Annotated in this window: 15 protein-coding genes and 1 tRNA gene; 10 read left to right on the forward strand and 6 right to left on the reverse strand. The window is 71.1% G+C overall.

Annotated features, from left to right (window positions below):
• Positions 1-27: 27 nt before the first annotated feature.
• Positions 28-1194 carry an EcsC family protein gene (locus tag CELF_RS19750; protein ID WP_013772607.1) on the forward strand — a complete coding sequence of 389 codons (1167 nt, stop codon included), beginning with the start codon at positions 28-30 and terminating at the stop codon, positions 1192-1194.
• A 54-nt stretch (positions 1195-1248) separates the two neighbouring features.
• On the opposite strand, the gene bglX is transcribed toward CELF_RS19750, so the two are convergent.
• A complete protein-coding gene (gene bglX / locus CELF_RS17520) occupies positions 1249-3507 on the reverse strand; it encodes a beta-glucosidase BglX (protein ID WP_041553602.1) in 2259 nt (752 codons plus the stop codon).
• Positions 3508-3560: 53 nt separating this feature from the next.
• Positions 3561-4886 carry an MFS transporter gene (locus CELF_RS17525; RefSeq protein WP_013772609.1) on the reverse strand — a complete coding sequence of 442 codons (1326 nt, stop codon included), beginning with the start codon at positions 4884-4886 and terminating at the stop codon, positions 3561-3563.
• Positions 4887-4981: 95 nt separating this feature from the next.
• Here CELF_RS17525 and CELF_RS17530 point away from each other — a divergent pair, with 95 nt between their 5' ends.
• From CELF_RS17530 to CELF_RS17555, 4 genes are all read left to right on the forward strand, one after another.
• Complete coding sequence (locus tag CELF_RS17530; RefSeq protein ID WP_013772610.1) at positions 4982-6013, forward strand: LacI family DNA-binding transcriptional regulator; 1032 nt, start codon at positions 4982-4984, stop codon at positions 6011-6013.
• 468 nt (positions 6014-6481) lie between these two features.
• Positions 6482-6853 (forward strand): hypothetical protein, encoded by a 372-nt coding sequence (locus CELF_RS17540; RefSeq protein ID WP_013772611.1) that lies wholly within the window; start codon positions 6482-6484, stop codon positions 6851-6853.
• Between the two features lie 291 nt (positions 6854-7144).
• On the forward strand, positions 7145-8074 hold the full coding sequence (locus CELF_RS17545; RefSeq protein ID WP_126297881.1) for a hypothetical protein: 930 nt from the start codon (positions 7145-7147) through the stop codon (positions 8072-8074).
• 81 nt (positions 8075-8155) lie between these two features.
• Positions 8156-9318, forward strand: a protein-coding gene (locus tag CELF_RS17555) for an IS3 family transposase (RefSeq protein WP_232014265.1) whose coding sequence is annotated in 2 segments (ribosomal slippage) — positions 8156-8417 and positions 8417-9318 — 1164 coding nt in all. Because the reading frame shifts where the segments join, the coding sequence is not laid out codon by codon here.
• Between the two features lie 110 nt (positions 9319-9428).
• Here the strand turns inward: CELF_RS17555 and CELF_RS17560 are convergent.
• Complete coding sequence (locus CELF_RS17560) at positions 9429-10331, reverse strand: leucine-rich repeat domain-containing protein (protein ID WP_013772614.1); 903 nt, start codon at positions 10329-10331, stop codon at positions 9429-9431.
• Between the two features lie 383 nt (positions 10332-10714).
• Between CELF_RS17560 and CELF_RS17570 the strand changes: the two genes are divergently transcribed.
• Complete coding sequence (locus tag CELF_RS17570; protein WP_013772615.1) at positions 10715-15076, forward strand: protein NO VEIN domain-containing protein; 4362 nt, start codon at positions 10715-10717, stop codon at positions 15074-15076.
• A 147-nt stretch (positions 15077-15223) separates the two neighbouring features.
• Positions 15224-15604 (forward strand): CPCC family cysteine-rich protein, encoded by a 381-nt coding sequence (locus CELF_RS17575; protein WP_013772616.1) that lies wholly within the window; start codon positions 15224-15226, stop codon positions 15602-15604.
• Between the two features lie 7 nt (positions 15605-15611).
• On the opposite strand, the gene CELF_RS20095 is transcribed toward CELF_RS17575, so the two are convergent.
• A protein-coding gene (locus CELF_RS20095) for an IS5 family transposase (RefSeq protein WP_376698511.1) occupies positions 15612-16524 on the reverse strand; the annotation gives its coding sequence in 2 pieces (ribosomal slippage) (positions 15612-16142 and positions 16144-16524; 912 coding nt in all).
• Positions 16525-16792: 268 nt separating this feature from the next.
• Between CELF_RS20095 and CELF_RS17590 the strand changes: the two genes are divergently transcribed.
• Positions 16793-17173, forward strand: coding sequence for a site-specific integrase (locus CELF_RS17590; protein WP_049791497.1), 381 nt, complete (start codon positions 16793-16795; stop codon positions 17171-17173).
• 69 nt (positions 17174-17242) lie between these two features.
• Here the strand turns inward: CELF_RS17590 and CELF_RS17595 are convergent.
• Positions 17243-17332 (reverse strand) — tRNA-Ser (locus tag CELF_RS17595).
• 76 nt (positions 17333-17408) lie between these two features.
• Here CELF_RS17595 and CELF_RS17600 point away from each other — a divergent pair.
• Positions 17409-18245, forward strand: coding sequence for an NAD-dependent protein deacetylase (locus CELF_RS17600; protein WP_013772617.1), 837 nt, complete (start codon positions 17409-17411; stop codon positions 18243-18245).
• A gap of 30 nt (positions 18246-18275) precedes the next feature.
• On the opposite strand, the gene tadA is transcribed toward CELF_RS17600, so the two are convergent.
• Complete coding sequence (gene tadA, locus CELF_RS17605) at positions 18276-18791, reverse strand: tRNA adenosine(34) deaminase TadA (RefSeq protein ID WP_013772618.1); 516 nt, start codon at positions 18789-18791, stop codon at positions 18276-18278.
• A gap of 74 nt (positions 18792-18865) precedes the next feature.
• On the opposite strand from tadA, the gene upp reads away from it, so the two are divergent.
• Positions 18866-19501, forward strand: a complete 636-nt coding sequence (upp, locus tag CELF_RS17610; RefSeq protein ID WP_013772619.1) for a uracil phosphoribosyltransferase — start codon at positions 18866-18868, stop codon at positions 19499-19501.
• The last annotated feature ends 148 nt before the right edge of the window (positions 19502-19649 follow it).

Raw genomic sequence — 19649 nt, forward strand, 5'->3', positions numbered from 1 at the left:
GAGACGTCGGCCGCTACGGTGCCTCCCGTGAGCGCCGAACCGTCGTCCTACGAGGCACAGCAGTGGAAGCGTCTCCAGGACGCTCACCCCAGCCCGACGACGCGTGTGGCGCAGTGGGCGTCGGACGGCGGTGCGCGCGCCTGGGGGGCCGCCCGGACCGCCGGACGCGCGATCTCGGCGAACCCGGTGGCCTCGCGTGTGGGCACGGGCGTCGTCCGGACGGCATCGGCGGTCCGCGAGGTGATCCCGGACGCCGCGGCCAGCGTCGTGCAGCGCGCCGGGTCGCAGGCCGCTGCCGCCGCGGCGACGGCGGCGCAGGGCGCGCACCGTGCCCTCACGCGCGCGTCCTCGTCGACCCTCCAGCCCTCTCGAGTCGTCGCCGCGCACCAGAAGGCAGGCCACCCCGTCGCCTCGCTGAGCGACATCACCGCGCTCGACCTCGAGCTGGTCGACAAGGTCCGGCCCGCTCGGCTGGACATCGCCTACGCGTCGGTGGCCGCCGCCGTGGGCGGCACCACCGGACTGGCGATCACCGGCGCCGAGGTGGCCACCACCGTGACCGCCGGCACGTCGGCGGGTGTCGTCCTGGGCGCGACCGCCGCAGACGCCGCGGCCGTCATCGCGCTCTGCGGCCGTTCGGTCGCGCACGTCGGGCTGTACTACGGGTACGACCCGTCCGCTCCCGAGGAGAAGCTGTTCGCGAGCGCGATCGTCAACCTCGGCACGGCCGGCTCGCAGGTCGCCAAGCAGGTGGCGTGGGGCGACATCTCGACGCTGACCCAGCTGCTCATGCGCGGCGCCACGTGGTCGCAGCTCAACACCACGGCGACGTCACGGATCCTCGGCGAGGTCACGAAGCGGCTCGGTGTGCGGCTCACGAAGCCGGCCCTGGCGCGGTACCTGCCGTTCGTCGCGGTCGCCGCGGGCATCTCCTTCAACTGGATGGCGCTCGAGCCTGTCGTCGATGCCGCCAACCTCGCCTACCGGCGGCGGTTCCTCCTCGAGAAGTACCCGCACCTCGCGGCCGACGACCGCATCCCGTTCAGCCGCTCGCAGGACGATGCCGACGAGGGTGACGACGACCCGGTCTCGGTCGTCGAGCTGCTGCGCGAGAGCGGCGCGCTCGACGAGGGCGCCGACCGGGCCGACCCCGATCGCGACCTGGACGACGTCGACGACCTGACGCCTCGGTGAGGTGACCGACGCGGCCCCGCGGGCCTGGTGGCGCGCGGGGCCGCGGGCGGGCGGTCAGGCGGTGGTCGTGAACGACGCGGTCAGGGGCACGGTCGAGTCGCCGCCGATGCCGACGTCGAACGTCGTCGCGTCCACCACGAAGCCGCGCGCGGCGGCACTCCAGTAGCGCAGCTCGTCGGGCCCGATCGTGAGCTCGACGGTCCGGGACTCGCCGGCGGCGAGGTGGATCCGCTGGAAGCCCTTGAGCTCCCGCACGGGACGCGCGGCGGAGCCGTGCCGCTGGTGCACGTAGAGCTGCACGACCTCGTCGCCGTCGTGCTGGCCGGCGTTGGTCACGGTGACCGAGGCGGTGAGGCTGCCGTCGAGCGGGATCGTCTCGGCGTCCAGCCGCAGGTCGGAGTAGGTGAACTCGCCGTAGCCGAGCCCGAAGCCGAACGGGAACAGCGGCGTGCTCTCCTCGTCCCAGTACCGGCGGCCCTGGTTCTGCGGCTCGAACGACGTGGTGTGCGAGTAGATCATCGGGACCTGCCCGACGGTCCGCGGCCACGTGAACGGCAGCTTGCCGCCGGGGGCGACGTCGCCGACGAGCAGGTCCGCGACGGCGGTCCCGCCCTGCGTGCCGGGGTACCAGACGTCGAGGATCGCGGGCACGTGCTGGGCGGCCCAGCGCAGGTCGAGCGGGCGGCCGTTCATGACGAGCAGCACGACGGGCGTGCCGGTCGCGGCGACGGCCTGCAGCAGCTCGAGCTGGCGGCCGGGGAGCTCGAGCGACGACCGCGACGCGGCCTCGCCGATCATGCCCTGCCACTCCCCGACCACGAGGACGGCGACGTCGCTGGTGCGGGCGAGCTCGACGGCGCGCGCGAGCTCGGCCTCGTCGTCGAAGTCCTCCGGGTCGGGCGTGGCGTTGCCGGGGAACATCTCGAACATCGACGGGAAGGTGCGCTGCGCGGGTCGCACACCGGGCGCGTACCGCACGTCGGTCGTGTCGCCGAGGCGGGCGCGGAGGCCGTCGAGGATCGTGACGGTCTCGTCGAGGTCGTCGTCGAAGACCCACGGGCCGAGCGTGTCGCGCTTCGAGTCGGCGAGCGGCCCGATCACGGCGACGGAGCCGAGCGCGTCCGGGTCCAGCGGCAGCAGCCGGCCGTCGTTGCGCAGCAGGACCGCGGAGCGCTGCGCGGCCTCGCGGGCGACCTGCCGGTGCGCGGGGTCGGCGAGCACCGCGGCGGCACGGTCCTCGTCGACGTAGGGCTCCTCGAACAGCCCGAGCCGGACCTTCACCTCGAGGATCCGGCGGACGCACGCGTCGACCGCCTCGATGCTCACCGCACCGGACTCGACGGCCTCGGGCAGGTGCGCGTACGCGGGGTCGCTGATCGCCATCTCGAGGTCGAGACCCACCTCGACGGCGCGCACGGCGGCGTCGGGGAGGTCGGCGGCGTAGCCGTGCGTGACGAGGTTGCGGACCGCGTTCGCGTCGCTCACGAGGAAGCCGTCGAAGCCCCACTCGTCGCGCAGCACGTCCTTGAGGAGCCACGCGTTCGCCGTCGCGGGGACGCCGTTGAGCGGCATGTACGCGGTCATGATGTTGCCCGCACCCGCGTCGACCGCGGCCTTGAACGGCGGCAGGTAGACGTTGCGGAGCTGCTGGTCGGACAGGTCGACCTCGTCGTAGTCGCGCCCGCCGATCGCGGCGCCGTATCCCGCGAAGTGCTTGGGCCCGGCGATCACGCGCTCCGGCGTGCCGATGCGGCCGCCCTGGAACCCGCGCACCTGCGCGGCCGCGACCGCGGAGCCGAGGTACGGGTCCTCTCCCGCCCCCTCGACGATGCGCCCCCAGCGGGGGTCTCGGGCGATGTCGACCATGGGCGCGAAGGTCCAGTGGATGCCGACGGCACGGGCCTCGCGGGCCGCGACGGCCTGGCCACGCTCGATCGTCTCGGGGTCCCACGACGCGGCGAGCGCGATCGGGACGGGCAGGATCGTGCGCAGCCCGTGGATGACGTCGTACCCGAACAGCACGGGGATGCCGTGCCGCGAGCCGTCGACGGCCTGGCGCTGCAGCCGGTTGGTGCGGGCGGCGTCGTTGACGAACAGCAGCGACCCGGCGCCACCGCTCGCGAGCGCGTCGTCGACCTCGCCGGGCTTCTGCGGCAGGTCGCCCACGGCCGCCTCGCCCGGGGGCAGGTCGAACGCGAAGTACTGCGTGAGCTGACCGGCCTTCTCGTCGAGCGTCATGCGGCTGAGCAGGTCCTCGACGCGCGCGCGGATCGCCTCGTCCGTGGTGGGGGCGGTGGTGTCGGTGACGGTCATCGGGGGTCCTTCCGGGGCGGGGGCGGGGCCGGCTGGGGTGGCGGTGGGCGCGGTCATCGGACCTTCTTGATGGGCAGGACGACGAGCGCACCGATGACGCTGGCGATGCCGGCGACCCACAGCAGCAGGTCGTAGTTCTGGTTGGTGGCGCTGTTGACCGCGAGCAGCACGCCGCCGAGGGCGGGGGCGAGCGTCTGCGGGATGGCGTTGGCCATGTTGAAGACCCCGAGGTCCTTGCCGGAGTCGTCGGGGTTGGGCAGGACGTCCACGACGAGCGCGAGGTCGACGCCGACGTAGATCCCGTACGCGAGGCCGAGCACCGCCTCGACGGCGTAGAACTGCCCGACGGTGCTGGCCTGCGTGAGCATGAGCGTGCCCACCGCGAAGATCAGCGTGGACCCGGCGACGAACACCTTGCGGCGGCCGGTGCGGTCGGAGATCCATCCGGCGACCGGCGACACGGCGAGCAGCACGACGGTGTAGATGAGCACACCGGTCGAGACCGCAGCCACGGCGTCCCCGGCGTCGAGACCGATGCGGTCCTGCATGTAGAACAGCCGGAACGTCGTGAACATGAACGTCGCGAGGATGACGAGGAACCGGGACCACCACGCGAGCGCGAAGTCGGGGTGCCGACGCGGGCTCACCCAGAACGTCGTCACCCACTCGCGCAGCGACATGCTGGCCGGCTTGGTGGGCAGGACCTGGTCGGGCAGGACGAACGCGTAGACGCCCATCGCGACGATCGCGAGCACCGCGGGCCCGACGAACATGATCAGCAGCTGGTCCTGGAAGAACTGCGCGACGAGCGTGCCGCCGTAGATGCCGACGTTCTGCGCCATGCCGAGCGCCGCCGCGATCTTGCCGCGCTGCGCCCTGGGCACCTGGTCGGCGAGCGTCGCGACGAACGGCGCGAGGGCCGCGTTGGCCCCGATCTGCGCGAGGAACCAGCCGAGCGTCACCATCGGGACGGTGGTGCCGAGCGCCATCACGACGAACGCGAGCGTCATGACGACGGTGCCGCCGACGATCCAGGGACGACGCCGGCCCCAGCGCGAGGTGGTCCGGTCGGAGAGGCGGCCGAACAGCACGTTCGCGACGAACGCGGCTGCGGCGCCGAACCCGGCGACGAGCGCGACGGCGGAGGTGCGCTGCGCCTCGGGGACGATCGAGTCGACCTTGACCGCGATGCCGACGATGGCCGGGCCGAGCAGGGCGACGAAGAAGACGAGCTGGGCGACGAACAGGGCGGTCGTGAAACCGGGGCCGACCTTGCGGGTGGGCTCGGCGAACCAGCGGTGCTCGTGCGGGTCGAGCACGTCGTAGGCGACCGCGGCCGTCGTCGTCGGCGGCGTGGTGCCGTAGGGGTTCGTGGACATGGGGACTCCCGAGAAGCGGGGCGGGGACTGGGGGTGGACCGGCGCCTCGATCCACTTGTACGTATCAGTGCCGCTGATACGTTAAAGTCCCCCGTATGGCTCCGTCAAGACGCGCACCGACCGCCGACGGGACCGCACGTCGCCGGGTCACCGCGACCGACGTCGCCCGCGAAGCCGGTGTCTCCCAGGCCACCGTGAGCTACGTCCTCAACAACACCCCCGGCCAGACGATCCCCGCGCACACCCGCGAGCGCGTCCAGGACGCGGTGGCCCGACTCGGCTACGCGCCCCACGGCGCCGCGCGCGCCCTGCGCCTCGGACGCAGCGACGTCGTCCTGTTCCTGCTGCCCGACTGGCCCATCGGCCCCGCCGTCGTCACGCTCGTCGAGGGCCTGACGGAACGCCTCCAGGCGCAGGGCCTGTCACTCCTCGTGCGGCGCGCCGCCGAGGGCGTGGCGCTGTCCGGGCTGTGGCGGAGCGTGTCCCCGGCCGCGGTCGTCAGCCTCGACGCGCTCGACGGCGCCGAGCTCGAGGCCATGGAGGGCGCCGGCATCCCCGTCGTCAGCGCCCTCGTCCGCCCCCGCGCCTCCGCGCCGGGGGTCCTCACCGGGTCGCACACCCTCATCGGCGCGACCCAGCTCCAGCACCTCGCCGCGACCGGCCACCGGCACATCGGCTACGGCCTGCCCGACGACCCGCGCGTCGCCGTGTTCCGCGACCTGCGCCTCGACGGCGTCCGCACCGCGGCCTTCGAGCTCGGGCTGGCCGAACCGTCCGTGCGCGTCGTGCCCATGTCCGTCGGTGGTGCGGCCGACGTCGTCGCCGCCTGGCGCGCCGAGTCCCCCGCCGTCACCGCCGTGTGCGCCTACAACGACGACATGGCCTTCGCCCTGCTCGCGGGCATGCGGACCCTGGGCCTGACCGCCCCGACCGACCTCGCGGTCATCGGCGTCGACGACACCCCGCTGGCGCCCTTCGCGCACCCACCCCTGACCACCGTCCGCCAGGACGCCGACGCGATCATGGACTTCCTCACGGCCGCCGTCCTCCGCCGCCTCGCGGGCGGCACCCCACCACGCCCCCCGCGCTCGGAGGCGATCACTCTCGTTGTCCGCGAGTCCGCCTGACAACGTCAACGCAGGGCACGCACCGCCCGCCGGCGACGCAGACAACGAAGGGCCCCACATCCGCACGACAACGCGGGTGGGGCCCTTCGGCTGGCGGTAGCGGTGGGTTACGAGTGGTCCTTTTATAGGGGGTTGGTTCGGTTGGACGATCTAGGACATGACCTGGTCGGACGGTTCGTATGGGTTGCCATGGGATTCCTGGTTGCCGTCCTCGTTCGGACCGCAAAGTGGCGGCCTATCGGGCAACTTTGGGCCTCGCGGTGGGTAGGGACACTCCAAGGCACCGAACCGATAGCGGAGCACGAGAGGCTGGCGGAGCTCCGGGTCCAGGGTGGCCAGGGGCCATCGCCGAGCGACGCCGAAGGCGCCCTTGACGCGGAGTGGAGCCGGCCGGATGCTCAGCGGTCGGTGCGGTGCCAGCGCGGGCGCGAGTGCCGGATGCCCTGACGGATGCGGAGGTGGAGGTCGATGGGTCTCGTAAACGAGCTCACGGTGATCGGTTACTGGGATGGCCCGAACACCCGGCCAGGTTGGCCGAGGCCGGAGCAGTTTGTGGATACGACCTGGGACGCCGACGAGCGCGAGCTCGTGGCTGACTATCTGTCGCGCGGCCACGTTGCTAGGGCGTACATGGGTTACTCGGAGTGTCGGATGCGCGGCCGGCTGAACGGGTCGCTCGAGTTCACCGACGGCTTCTTCGTGTGGCCGGAGGGGCTCAGGCACTACGTAGTGGATCACGCCGTGCGACTGCCGGCGCGGTTCGTCGAGCATGCGCAGTCCCGCATCGAGTTGCTGGAGTCGGCACCGCGCGACGAGGCATGGTGGTCGAGCTTGCGCTGATGTGCTCGCGCGCCCGCGCGAGGCGGATCGCCGTCAGTGGCCGGATGCTCAGCGATCGGTGCGGTGCCGGCTGTCGAGCGGGGGCAAGTGGGCGTCGATAGCAGTTCGCCGTGGGGCGGTTCCGGGTGGCTCCGGGCCGCCTTCGTCGTGTCTGAGGGCGGCCGGAGGGGTGGGGTGCGCGGAGGCGCGAAGCGCCGAAGCGCGGGGTCCTGCCAGGCGGCGGTCGATGCGTGGGTCGCGCACGACAACGCCGAACGCCCGCACCAGGGGTTGGACCGGAACGTGCCGGTGATGCCGGCCGACCGGTTCGTGCCGGCAGCACCGGGCGGCCTGCCGTTGTGGGTGCCGCCGACGCTCGCGCCGGCCCTGGCGGACGACGTCGACGACCCTGAGGACGTCGTCGACGTGTCCACGGACCGGGGCGCTGGCGATGGCGGTGGTGCGGTCGAGTTTGATCGGGTCGTGCCCGCCTCGGGGAACCTGGCGATCTGCGGTAGCCAGTTCTGGCTCGGCCCCCAGCGCGCCGGGCAGGTCGTGCGGTTCTGGGTCGACTGCCAGTGGGTGCACCTGTCCGTGTCTGGGCAGCGGGTCAAGTCGCTGCGGTCGCGGTTCACCGTGGCCGACTTGGAGCTGTTGGTCACGCGCGGCGCCACCCCGGCCGGACCGGCGCCCATCGCCTCCCGGGGCGGTCCCGGTGCCCGGGCGGGGCGCACCGTGGTGGAGGTCGAACGCACCGTCGCCCGCAACGGGACCATCGCCTTGGGCGGTCACGTCGTGCTCGTCGCGGACGCGCTGGCCGGGCGACGGGTCGGGATCTACATCGAGGACGGCTGTCCGCTGCTGTTCTTCGACCCCAGCACGCGCGAGTTGCTGCGCTCCCGCCCCAACCCGCTGGGGCCGGTCGCGACGATCCGCCTGCAGCGCACCTCGCCCCCAGGCCCGTCGCCTCGTCCGTCCGTGGAGCCGATCCGAGTGCAGCGCCGCGTCTCGGCCACCGGCGTGATCGTCGTCGCCGGGCAGAAGGTCCTCCTCGGGCGCAGCCACGCCGGCGCCGTGGTGAGCGTGCACGTCCCCGAGACAACGCTGGCGATCGAGCTGCCGGACGGTGAGACCACCGTCGTCCCCCGCACCACCACCACGCCCATCCGGAGCATCAAGGGGCAGCGGCCACGACCCGCTCAACCCTCAGTTGTCGTAGCCCAGATCTCACACACCACCTGACGCAGGGCAGGTCCTCGGGACTGCTGCAGGGCTGGTTGACACTCCATCTGTGGGACGAGGTCCCGCTGGAAGGATGTCGCTGTGCCGAAGAAGTTCCCGCCTGAGTTCAAGCGTGACGTCGTGCGGGTCGCCCGCCGCGGCGATCTGACGCACGCCGAGGTCGCCGCCGACTTCGACATCTCGATCGAGTCGGTGCGGCGCTGGGTGCGCCAGGCCGACATCGACGACGGCGTCGTGGACGGCAAGACCACCAGCGAGCAGAACGAGCTGGTCCAGCTGCGCCGCGAGAAGCGCCGGCTGGAGCAGGAGAACGAGATCCTGCGGCGCGCGGCGGCTTACTTCGCCGCCGGTTCGCTCCCAAAATGAGCTACCCGCTGGTCCGTGACCTGGCCGCCGAGGGCATCCCGGTGCGGTTGACCTGCGGGGTGCTGGGCCACTCCAGGCAGGCGTACTACGCCTGGCTGGCCGAGCCGATCAGCGATCGCGAACTCCAGGACGCCTACCTGACCAACGCGCTGGTCGACGCCCACGGCGACGACCCGGAGTTCGGCTACCGGTTCTTGGCCGATGAGCTCGAGCGCGCCGGCCACGACGTCGGCGAGCGGCGCGTCTGGCGGCTGTGCTCCCAGCAGCGCCTGTGGTCGACCACAGTCCGCAAGGGCCGCCGCGGCGCGGGGAAGTCGCCGGGGGCGGCGGTCCATGACGATCACGTCCGCCGGGACTTCACCGCCGCTGAGCCGGACCGGGTGTGGGTCACCGACATCACCGAGCACCCGACCGCCGAGGGCAAGGTCTACTGCTGCGCGATCAAGGACCTGTTCTCCAACCGGATCGTCGGCTACGCGATCGACGAGCGGATGACGGCCCAGCTCGCGGTCACCGCGCTGCGCACCGCCGTCGCCCGCCGCCAGCCGACCGGTGTCGTGGTGGTGCATTCGGACCGAGGAGCGCAATTTCGAGCACGGACCTTCCGGGCGGTCCTGACCGCCGCCGGCTTGCAGGGCTCGATGGGCCGCGTCGCCTCGGCCGGCGACAACGCGGCCATGGAGTCCTGGAACGCGCTGCTGCAGAAGAACGTCCTGAACCGCCGCCGCTGGGCCACCCGCGACGAGCTGCACGACGCGATCGTGTTCTGGATCGAACGGACCTACAACCGTCGCCGGCGCCAGCGCGCCCTCGGCAAACTCACCCCGGTCGAGTTCGAGCTCGCCTTCACCGCCCAGAACGCCGCCCTTGCGGCATGATCACCACTCACGCCGTGTCAACCGCCCCTGCAGCAGTCCCCTCGTGCGATTACCTGGTATGCCGCTCGGGCCGAAACGGCCGCGGTGAGGGGCCCTGGCGCGGTGGCCGTTCATGCGGCTCGCGGCAGTTGAGCGGTGATCTCGGCGACAGTCGGTCGATAGTGCCGTCGATTCTGCATGCGGAGCTCCTGCAGGCGGGGCAGACCCGCAATGGGCGTCAGGTCACCGTCGAGGAATCGGGTGGAGCCGTGCAGGTAGAGCTCCTCAAGGCGCACGAGTTCGCCAACGGGCGCGAGGGTGTCCATCTGGCCGCCCTCGGCAAGGCTCAGCGTTCGCAGGCCGGTGCATCCTTCGAGGGCAAGCGTGGAATCAAGTCGCCGACAAGCCTCGAGCTCGAGGCGCTCTATGGTGGCGCGGCCGCGCAGTTGCGAGATGTCTCGCAGCTCCGCCGCTAAGTAGATGCCCAGATCGGCCAGCCTTGGCAGAGCGTCGAGGCCTGCCAGCGAACGAAGACGGGGTCGGTCCTTCATAGACAAGGTAGTGAGTTCGCTTAGTGGAGCAAGCGGGGAGAGATCGTGTGGCTGGTAGGCGCCGAAAGCAGCGGAACGGAGGTCGGCCAACGCCATGATCGTGTTTGCCACCTGAGCCCAGTCAGCGCTGATCGTCTGCAACCGGGGAAGGCGCAGGAGATCCAGGCTGATGCCCGGGTCGGTCGTGATCTCGAGGAGTTCGAGGGTTGGCGCCAACGTGTAGATGGCGTCCAGGCTGGGCAGTCGGCGGTCCAGAACGACCAACTCCCGGACGGGTAGATCGCGGAGGAAGTCGAGAGTCGGCTCGTCGAAGCCGAGAGCGTAGTTACAGACCACCCGAGTGACGCGACCCGCGCGGATAGCTTCCGCCATCTCCGACGACCACGGCTTGGTGATGACGAGCTCGGATGCTTGCCGTGCGGCGAGCTCAGCTTGTCGGTCAATCGCAGTCAACTGCAACGCCTCTTCCTGCCACTCATTCATCGTCCGGGCGCCTCAGGCTCCCAACCACCGTCGTCGACACCGCCGCGGGGAGACGCCCAGATCACACCACAGCGTTGCATCGCCGAACGTCCACGGACCAGATATGCCCCGGCCCCGGCAGCAGCGGAACCACGACCCCGTCGGATGCGCAGCCTCAGAGACGGCGGCCCGCGGCCCGCATCCCTCAGTTTCCTAGCCCAGATGTCGCACAACAGGTGGCACTCCGATGTCGCACATCACCTGGCGCAGGGCAACCCGGATGGGGTCGCCGAGGCCCGGGTTTCTATGGTCTGCGCGCGCACCGGCACCGTCATCCGCGCAGGGGCTGCCGGGGTGTGGGTGTCTCGTGGTAACCATGAGGCACGCAGCGACGAGGAGGCCACGTGACCGAAGCTCTCGTCGCTGCTGACGTCGTCGCTGAGCTCTCCCGGGTCGAACTCGCGTCGATCGCCGCCGACGTGCAAGCGGGCAGGCGTGAGCACCAGCTGAAGTCGCTCGACGAGCGTGGCACGGGACACCTGTTGGTCCGCAACCAGTACACGGGCCGGTACCCGTTCGAGCTGCTGCAGAACGCGGCCGATGCCGCCGCGGACACCAATCACGCGGGTCATGTGCGCTTCCACCTGTCCGACCAGGCTCTGCTTGTGGCGGACAACGGGATCGGGTTCAGCCCGGACGCGATCCGCTCCATATGCCGGCTCGGGCGATCTACGAAGAGCCCGACGAAGTCCATCGGGTACAAGGGTCTTGGCTTCCGGTCCGTCGGAGAGATCACCGACCGGCCGCAGGTCATCACCGGCGCCGTGCGGTTCGGGTTCGACGAGAACCGCGTGTTCGAGCAGGTCGCCGCACTCACAGGTGGGCTGCCCGCCGACCAGAAACTGCCCACGTACGCGTTCCCGTTCACGTTGAGCGAGGCCGACCTCGGCGAGGACATCGCACTGGTCGACGAGCTGCTCACCGGCGGGTACACGACAGTGATGCGGTTGCCGCTGCGCACCGGGGTGGACCGCTCACACGTCGAGGCGCAGCTGCTCCGCAACGTCGACGCCCAGCTGATGCTGTTCCTCGGGTCGCTGGACCGACTAGAGGTGTCTGGGACCGCCCGCGACTTCGTCGCCGAGGTAGCCAGGCAGGACACCGACGGTGCGCAGCGTGTCTTGATGCAGGTCGGCGACGACCTGACGCAGTGGCTGGTGTACGCCCGCCAGCTGCCGGTCGCACGTGAGCTGGTCGCTCCCATGGACGGTTGGCAGGAGGTCGAAACCGTAACCGCCGCGGTGGCGCTGCCGCTCGCGGAGGACGGGCGCCCTTCGACCAGTACGCATTACCCGATGCACGTCTACTTCCCGACCGAGGAAAAGACGGGGTTCACGTTCATCGCGCACGCCGATTGGGCGCTGCACCTGGATCGCCGCCAGTTGTCCGGCACGCCGGACGCCACCCCGTACAACGAGTTCATGACGGCGGCGATGGTCGACCTCATCTGCACCGGCGTCGCACCCGACCTCGCGACCCGGTTCGGGAACCCATCCGTCGCCGCCGCGGTGCTTGCCCCACGCGCAGCGCCGACCGGGGCCGGCGCCGGGCTGCATGCCAACCTGATGGCGGCGCTGCCGGACGTCGAGTTTGTCGCCACAGTCAGCGGCGCCCTTGTCAGCCCGCGGGCTGCGCGCCTGCTCTTCCCCAAGTGCCCGGACGTGCGGAGCTTCCACATGCTGTCGGACACCAGCGCACGCCCCACCCTGGTCGCCGCGGACGTCGAGGCTGACGCGGCGGTGCGCACCACCCTGGTGACGCTGGGCGCCGCCACGCTGAGTCTGGACGCCACCCTTGCCCTGCTGCGCCCACCGGACGCGGACGACGCTCACGCGTACTACGAGCACCTGGTCGCGTGGGACGCCGGGCTCGCACGCAGCACGTACGCGAAGGCGCTGTCGGTGATCCCGTGCGTGCGAACCCAAGACGGACGGGTCGTAACACCGTCATCGAGGGTGTTCTTCCCGCGCACGAATGACGATGTCGCGGTCGAGCTGCCGCTGCCGATCGCGGTCCTGCCCGACGATGTCGCCGGGCTGACTGACCTGCTCGATTCCGCCGGTGTCGGTCGGTTTGACTGGCGCGACATCATTCCGGACTACGTCGTGCCGATCCTCACCGATGCCGGCGCGGACGAGGAAAACCGGCGGCTCGCGCTGAACGCGCTGCGTGCCTACGTCCGCACGCGACGTACTAGCGCTGGCGACCGGGAGATCCGCGACGTGGTAGCAGACGTCCTAGTCCCGGCACGTGACGCGGCGGGGACCGCACGCGGACTCTCCCCCGCCGCGCAGGTGTACTTCGCGGTGGACTGGACCGCGGACACGCGCTTGGAAGGCATCTACGGCCCGTTCGGGGAGGTGGAGTTCCTCGACGTCCCCGCACCGGACGACCCTGCCGAGCGCGACCAGGAGCGTGAGCTTTGGTCGTTTTGCGGAGTTGCCGACTGCCCACGCGTGCTGACCGTTGAGGCGGAGAACACCCGTGGGTACCTGACGTACGCGATCTGGCAGGGCCACCCGCATAAGAGCGACCCTCTGTGGGCGGAGTGGTGGCAGGACGACGACGTCCAAGCCGCGAAGGTGTGCCGTGCCGACCACTCCCAGTCGCAGCAGCTGCAGGTGTCCCACCGACTGGACAGGTTCACCGAGCTCGTGGCGGCCGGGGACCCGGGCCGACTTCGGCTGCTGTGGTCAGCGCTCGCGACGCGCTGGACGAACGTGTACGAGCCAGCCACGAAGGCGACGTTCCGCTGCGTGCACGGCAACCACACCGGTGACGAACGCACCGCCCCTTCGCTGCTGCAGTATGCCCTGACCGCCAGCGCATGGGTGCCCGCCCGCCGTGGTGCCACTGTCGAGCTCGTGATGCCATGGCAGGCGTGGCGGGTGGCGCAGTCGACTCCGGCGCACATCCGGTCCCGTGTGCCGGCGCTGCCGGAAGCCATGACGTCCGGGCAGGCGCAGAAGATGATGATGGTCGAGCTCGGCGTCGCAGACGCCGCCCGCCTGACCGCTGCCGACCTGTTCGACCTGCTGCGGGACCTGTGCGACGAAGCCGGCCAGGCTGAGCCGGACGACGGCCAGGTCAAGGCGGCGCGGTGGGCGATGCGAACCTTGAACGACGTCCTGCAGGTCGGCGTGCATGAAGCGCCAACGGACCCAGTGCCGCTATTGGCGACCCTAGACGGCCGGTACACGTTCGTCACCGAGCCGCTGGTCGTGCGGGACCCGATGCTGCGAGAGGCATGGGGCGCGCGGCGGCCGGTTCTGGCCGCGGACGAGGACTGCGTGTCGCTGATGCGGGTCCTGTCGCTGGTGCTGCTGGACGAGCACGTGAAGGTGACACCGGTCGAGGTGGGGCACCGGCCGGATCTGACTGAGGCTATGCAGATGCACGTCGACCGGGCCGCGCCGTGGATGCTGGCGCTGCTGCGCAAGCTGCGGGCGTCCGCCGAGGAGACGTTCGTGCCACGCATCAAGCGTCTGGACGTGCGGCCGTGCAACGAGCTGATCCTCGCCTACGAGTTCGACGGAGAGCAGGTCGAGCTAGAGGCGGCCGTCTCGCACATCGCGTCCCGGGTGGTGCCCGGCCCACGTCGCGGCGTCGGAGCTGCGATGTTCGGGACCGCATACCTGGAGGTCGACCGGGCGACAGGGCACGGGCCGTGGTTCGAGTTCGGGCCGCAGCTGGCGACGCATGTCCGAGCGGAGAACTACGGCGATCAGTTTGGGCAGATCCTGGCCTCCGACGAGACGACCCGTGCCCGGTTCCTGGCGTCGAAGAAGATCACGGCGGACGACGTGCGCGCCGCCGCGGAGACCCTGGGACGCACTGACGTCCTGCTCGAGGACCTCGTCGACCCGCTCATCCCGGACACCGATGAGGGCGACGAAGAGCGGGCGCCGGACGACATCCCAGTGGGTGACCTCCACGCGCCGGACGCGGGACCAGCCGAGACCGAACCTGGTACGCCGGGCAGTGACAAGCTGGCGGGCGACCAGAGGCCGCCGGATCCGCCTCCGCCGCCACCACCGGGGCCGGGCGTCAGCGGCGGTGGGACCGCTGGGGGTGCGGGTGCACCGAGCGGTGGCCCGGCGACGGATGGTCCACCCGCGCCGGCGTCCGCGCCGACGTTCCCCGAGCTGGACCCGGACGCGTTCGTCGTCGAGGACGGCGACCCCGGTCCGGCCGTGACGGCGCCCGGCCCCGGTGGTGGCGGCGGAGGCGGAGGATTCGGTGGCGGGTGGACCCCTGAGCCGGCTGTCTCCGAGGCAGACAAGCGAGCAATCGGCCGCCACGGGGAACGTGCGGTGTACCTATACGAGCGGCAGCGGGTGGCGGCGCTCGGGCTGAACCCGGACGACGCCGTGGTGTGGCGTTCGGACGCCGAGCAGTACGCCCCGTACGACATCCAGTCGGTTGACGACGACGGGGTCAGCATCTTCATCGAGGTGAAGTCGACGACCGGCTCCGACCCGTGCGCGCCGTTCGACATCTCGACAGCAGAGCTCACCCAATCCATCCGGTACGGCGACAAGTTCCGGGTCTACAGGGTCACGGACGTGCGCTCCTCCGCGCCCCGCATCACCCGTTACACGAACCCCGTCGCGCTGGTACGCGCCGGACTCGCGACCCTAGACGTGTCCAAGGCCCGGATGCGGTTCGGGCACGAGAGCCCGCGAACGTCAGCTGACGGAAGCTAGGCGGGCCCCGCCGTCATTTACGGCACTGCCCACCGAGGTCGCAACGTGATCGAACGGTCCTTCGACGCGATCAAGCGCTGGCGCGCTCTAGGGCGTGTCTCCCATTCGGGTTGACGGGCGAGGTCGGGATGTGGAGCCTTTGGCGTCGTGGATCGATCCGAGCCGGGTTATCCGTGCCCGTGCTGTGGGCACGTCACCTTCGGCGAACCTCCTGGTAGCTACGAGATCTGTGGCGTCTGCTTCTGGGAGGACGACGCGGTCCAGCTGCGTTGGCCAAACTACGGTGGCGGCGCCAACACGCCTTCGCTGATCGAGGCCCAGCGCACCTTTGCCGAAGTGGGCGCCATGGAGAGCCGGTTCGTCGGACACGTACGCGCCGCCGACGAGTCCGAACCGCTGGACGAGGGATGGCGCCCGATCGATCTCGCGGTCGATCACTTCGAAGCCCGAGGCGTGCAGAAGGCCCCGTGGCCCGCCGATCTCACGACGCTGCACTGGTGGCGGCCCACCTTCTGGCGGCATGGGTAGTGCCGGACTACGCCTTGGCCCACGCGATGCAGGCGGCGAGGACAACAGCGGCGCGGTAGGTGATGGCGAGCTTGTCGTAGCGGGTCGCCAGCCCTCGCCACTGCTTCGTCAGGGCGAAGTGGCGTTCGACGACGTTGCGACCGCGGTAGGCGGCGACGTCGAGCCCGGGCGGCCTGCCGCCGCGTGAACCGCGTCGCCGGCGGGCGTTGATCGTGTCGGACTTCTCAGGGATCACGGCCCTGATGCCACGGCCCCGCAGCGCGCGACGGTAGGCGCCGGCCGAGTAGGCCTTGTCGGCAACCACCGCGTCCGGTCGCGTGCGCGGTCGGCCCGCACCCAGGCGCGGGACACGGATGTCAGCCAGCACAGCGCCCAGCACGGCACCGTCGTTGCGGTGCCCTCCGGTGACCACAACCGCGAGCGGGCGACCGTGCCCGTCGACCGCGGCGTGGATCTTCGTGGTCAGACCGCCACGGGAACGTCCGACTCCATGACCCGCGGGTTCACAGGCCTCGATCGGCAGATTCCTGTGATTCGACCGTGCCCCCTGTGTCCTGATCGGGACGCGCCGTGTTCGTCGCGTGCTGGTGGGCCCGTGTGATCGTGGCGTCCACCGACACCGTCCAGTCGACCTGACCGGCGGCGTCGGCCTCGGCCAGCAACCGGGCTAGGACCCGGTCCCAGGTCCCATCGGTGGCATACCGGCGGTGCCGCTTCCATACCGTCTGCCACGGACCGAACTGCTCACGCGGCAGATCCCTCCACGGGATTCCAGTCCGGTACCGGTAGGCGATCGCCTCGACGATCCGCCGGTTGTCACCGAACGGGTGGCCCCGCCGCCCCGCATTCGACGGCAGCAACGGCTCGATCCGCGCCCATTGCCCGTCGGAGAACACCCGAAACCGCGAAGACGACGTCACAAGCCCAAGATCTCGCGAGCCTCGTCTCAGAAATGGGAGACACGCTCTAGCCAGCTGGCGTGACACGCTTCCCGTTGTCCACCATGGCGGCGATGTGCTGGCCGCCCTGTGTGCGCTGCTGCGCGCGGCCCGCCACAGGAGGATCCCGCGACATACATGCGGAGGGGGACCTTAGCTGCTCGTGCTCCAATGTCGGGGAAACTCGACGTCGAGCCAGGTTTGCACTTGCGTTGCGGTGCCGAGGCCACTTTCCCGGAGCACATCGACGATGTCGGACCCGGAAATCAGGACGACCGGGTGTGCGTCCTGTCGGACCTCCTTGTTGAAGGCGCTCCGCGAGGCAATCGCGCTCGAGCTCGATGGCGGACCCGACGACCTGGTCTTCCCGACGACCAGAGCCACGCCGCGCGCTCCGAGTCATGTCCGCGACCACCTCAAGCAGGCGCTCGAGGGCGTCGACCTCGATGTCACACCCCACGACTTCCGCCGCACCGTAGCGACGCAGGTGGCCCGCGCCACGACGCTCGCGAACGCCACGGCCCTCCTCGGGCACGCCGACGAGATGACAACAGATCAGCGTGGCTCCGGACCTCCGCATGGTCATCGACCAGCTGGTGTCACAGGCGTCGGAGGACGCATCGGGGAGTGAAAGGGAGGGCCGGGAACGACGAAGGGCCCCACTTCCGCATGATCATGCGGGTGGGACCCTTCGACTGGCTGGCGGTAGCGGTGGGATTTGAACCCACGGTGGACTTTCACCCACACACGCTTTCGAGGCGTGCTCCTTAGGCCGCTCGGACACGCTACCTCGCGGAGAAGAGTACCCGGTCGGGGCCGCTGCACCGAATCGGGCCGCCGGGGCGGGCGGCGCCTACCGTGGTCGGGTGAGCGACACCCTCCCCGCACCGGCGGGCACGCTGGCGGACCTGATCGACCTCCTTCAGGGCCGCAGGCTGACGGTGCTCACGGGGGCGGGTGTCTCGACGGACTCGGGCATCCCGGACTACCGCGGCCCGGACTCGCCGCCGCGCAACCCGATGACGTTCCAGCAGTTCACGGGCGACGAGCGCTTCCGTCGGCACTACTGGGCCCGCAACCACGTGGGCTGGCGGCACGTGCACCGCACGCAGCCCAACGCCGGCCACCGAGCGCTCGCGCAGATGGAACGCGAGGGAACGCTGCTGGGCGTCATCACCCAGAACGTCGACCTGCTGCACGAGCAGGCGGGCTCGCGGAACGTCATCGACCTGCACGGCCGCTACGACCGCGTGGTCTGCCTCAGCTGCCGGACGGTCGTCAGCCGCAGCGAGCTGGCCGACCGCCTCGACCAGCTCAACCCCGGGTTCGCCGACGAGGTCGTCGCGGACGTCGAGATCGCGCCGGACGCGGACGCGGTCGTCGAGCGGACCAGCCACTTCGTCGTCGCGGACTGCGCGGTGTGCGGCGGGATGCTCAAGCCGGACATCGTCTACTTCGGGGAGACGGTGCCGCGCGAGCGGGTCGAGCGGGCGTACGCGATGGTCGACGCGGCCGACGCCCTGCTGGTCGCGGGGTCGTCGTTGACGGTGCAGTCGGGGCTGCGGTTCGTGCGGCACGCGGCGCAGACGGGCACGCCGGTCGCGATCGTCAACCGCGGCGTCACGCGCGGGGACCGCTACGCGACCGTCACGCTCCACGCGGGCACCTCGGAGACGCTCTCCGCCCTCGCCGACTCCCTCTGACGGTCACAGCCCGGCCGCCCGCCTCTGACGTCACAGCCCGTCGGAGAACGCCGCCGCCTCCCGCTGCGCCTCGAAGAAGTGCTGCAGGAGCAGCCCGCACTCGTCGGCCCGCACGCCGCCGACGACCTCGACGCGGTGGTTGAGCCGGCGGTCCCGCACGACGTCCCACTGCGAGCCGCACGCGCCGGCCTTCGGGTCCCACGCGCCGAGGACGAGCCGCGGGACGCGGGCCAGCACGATCGCGCCGGCGCACATGAGGCACGGCTCCAGGGTGACGACGAGCGTGCAGTCGTCGAGCCGCCAGCGCCCGAGCCGGTCGGCGGCGGCGCGCAGCGCGACGACCTCGGCGTGGCCGGTGGGGTCGTCGAGGGCCTCGCGGACGTTGTGCCCGCGGGCGACGACCTCGCCGGACGGCCCGACGACGACCGCGCCGACAGGCACGTCGCCGGACTGGACGGCGCGCCGCGCCTCGTCGAGCGCGAGCCCCATCGCCCAGGCGTCCGCCGTCTGCACCGCGCGCCGAGGACCCTCCGTCATGAGAGCCATGATCGCGCAGCGACGGCGCACGGTGGGGACGTTCGGTGACGTCCACGTGCTGGGACAGCCGGTAGGTTGGGCGCATGCGCCTGCACGTCGCGGACCACCCGCTCGTCGCCCACAAGCTCACGGTCCTGCGGGACAAGAAGACGCCGTCGCCGACGTTCCGGCAGCTCGTCGACGAGCTCGTCACGCTGCTGGCGTACGAGGCGACGCGCGACGTGCACACGGACACCGTGCAGATCGAGACGCCGGTCGCCGTGACGACGGGCGTGAAGCTCGCGGACCCGCGCCCGCTGGTGGTGCCGATCCTGCGTGCGGGCCTCGGGATGCTCGACGGGATGACCCGCCTGCTGCCGACGGCGGAGGTCGGCTTCCTCGGGATGCAGCGCGACGAGACGACGCTCGAGGCGATCACGTACGCGAACCGGCTCCCGGACGACGTGTCGGGCCGCCAGTGCTTCCTGCTGGACCCGATGCTCGCGACGGGCGGCACGCTGGTCGCCGCGATCGACTACCTGCTGGCGCGCGGGGCACGGGACGTCACGGCGGTGTGCCTGCTGGCCGCGCCGGAGGGCATCGAGGTCGTCGAGAAGTTCGTGGGCGACCGGGCCGACGTGAAGATCGTGGTCGCGGCCGTCGACGAGCGCCTCAACGAGAAGGCGTACATCGTCCCGGGCCTGGGCGACGCGGGCGACCGCCTCTACGGCATCGTCTGACCGCCCCCGCACCACCTGACCCGCCCGGCAGGCCCCTGGCAGGCCCGTCGCCGTCCGGATCCTGAGACACCGCTGGCGACCCCTTGGTGGGCGGCGGCGCGGCTGCCAGCATCGCGCTCCTCGACGGCTCGGGGGACGCCGCTCGGGG

This window comes from Cellulomonas fimi ATCC 484 (assembly GCF_000212695.1).
In the GTDB taxonomy this organism is placed as follows: Bacteria; Actinomycetota; Actinomycetes; order Actinomycetales; family Cellulomonadaceae; genus Cellulomonas; species Cellulomonas fimi.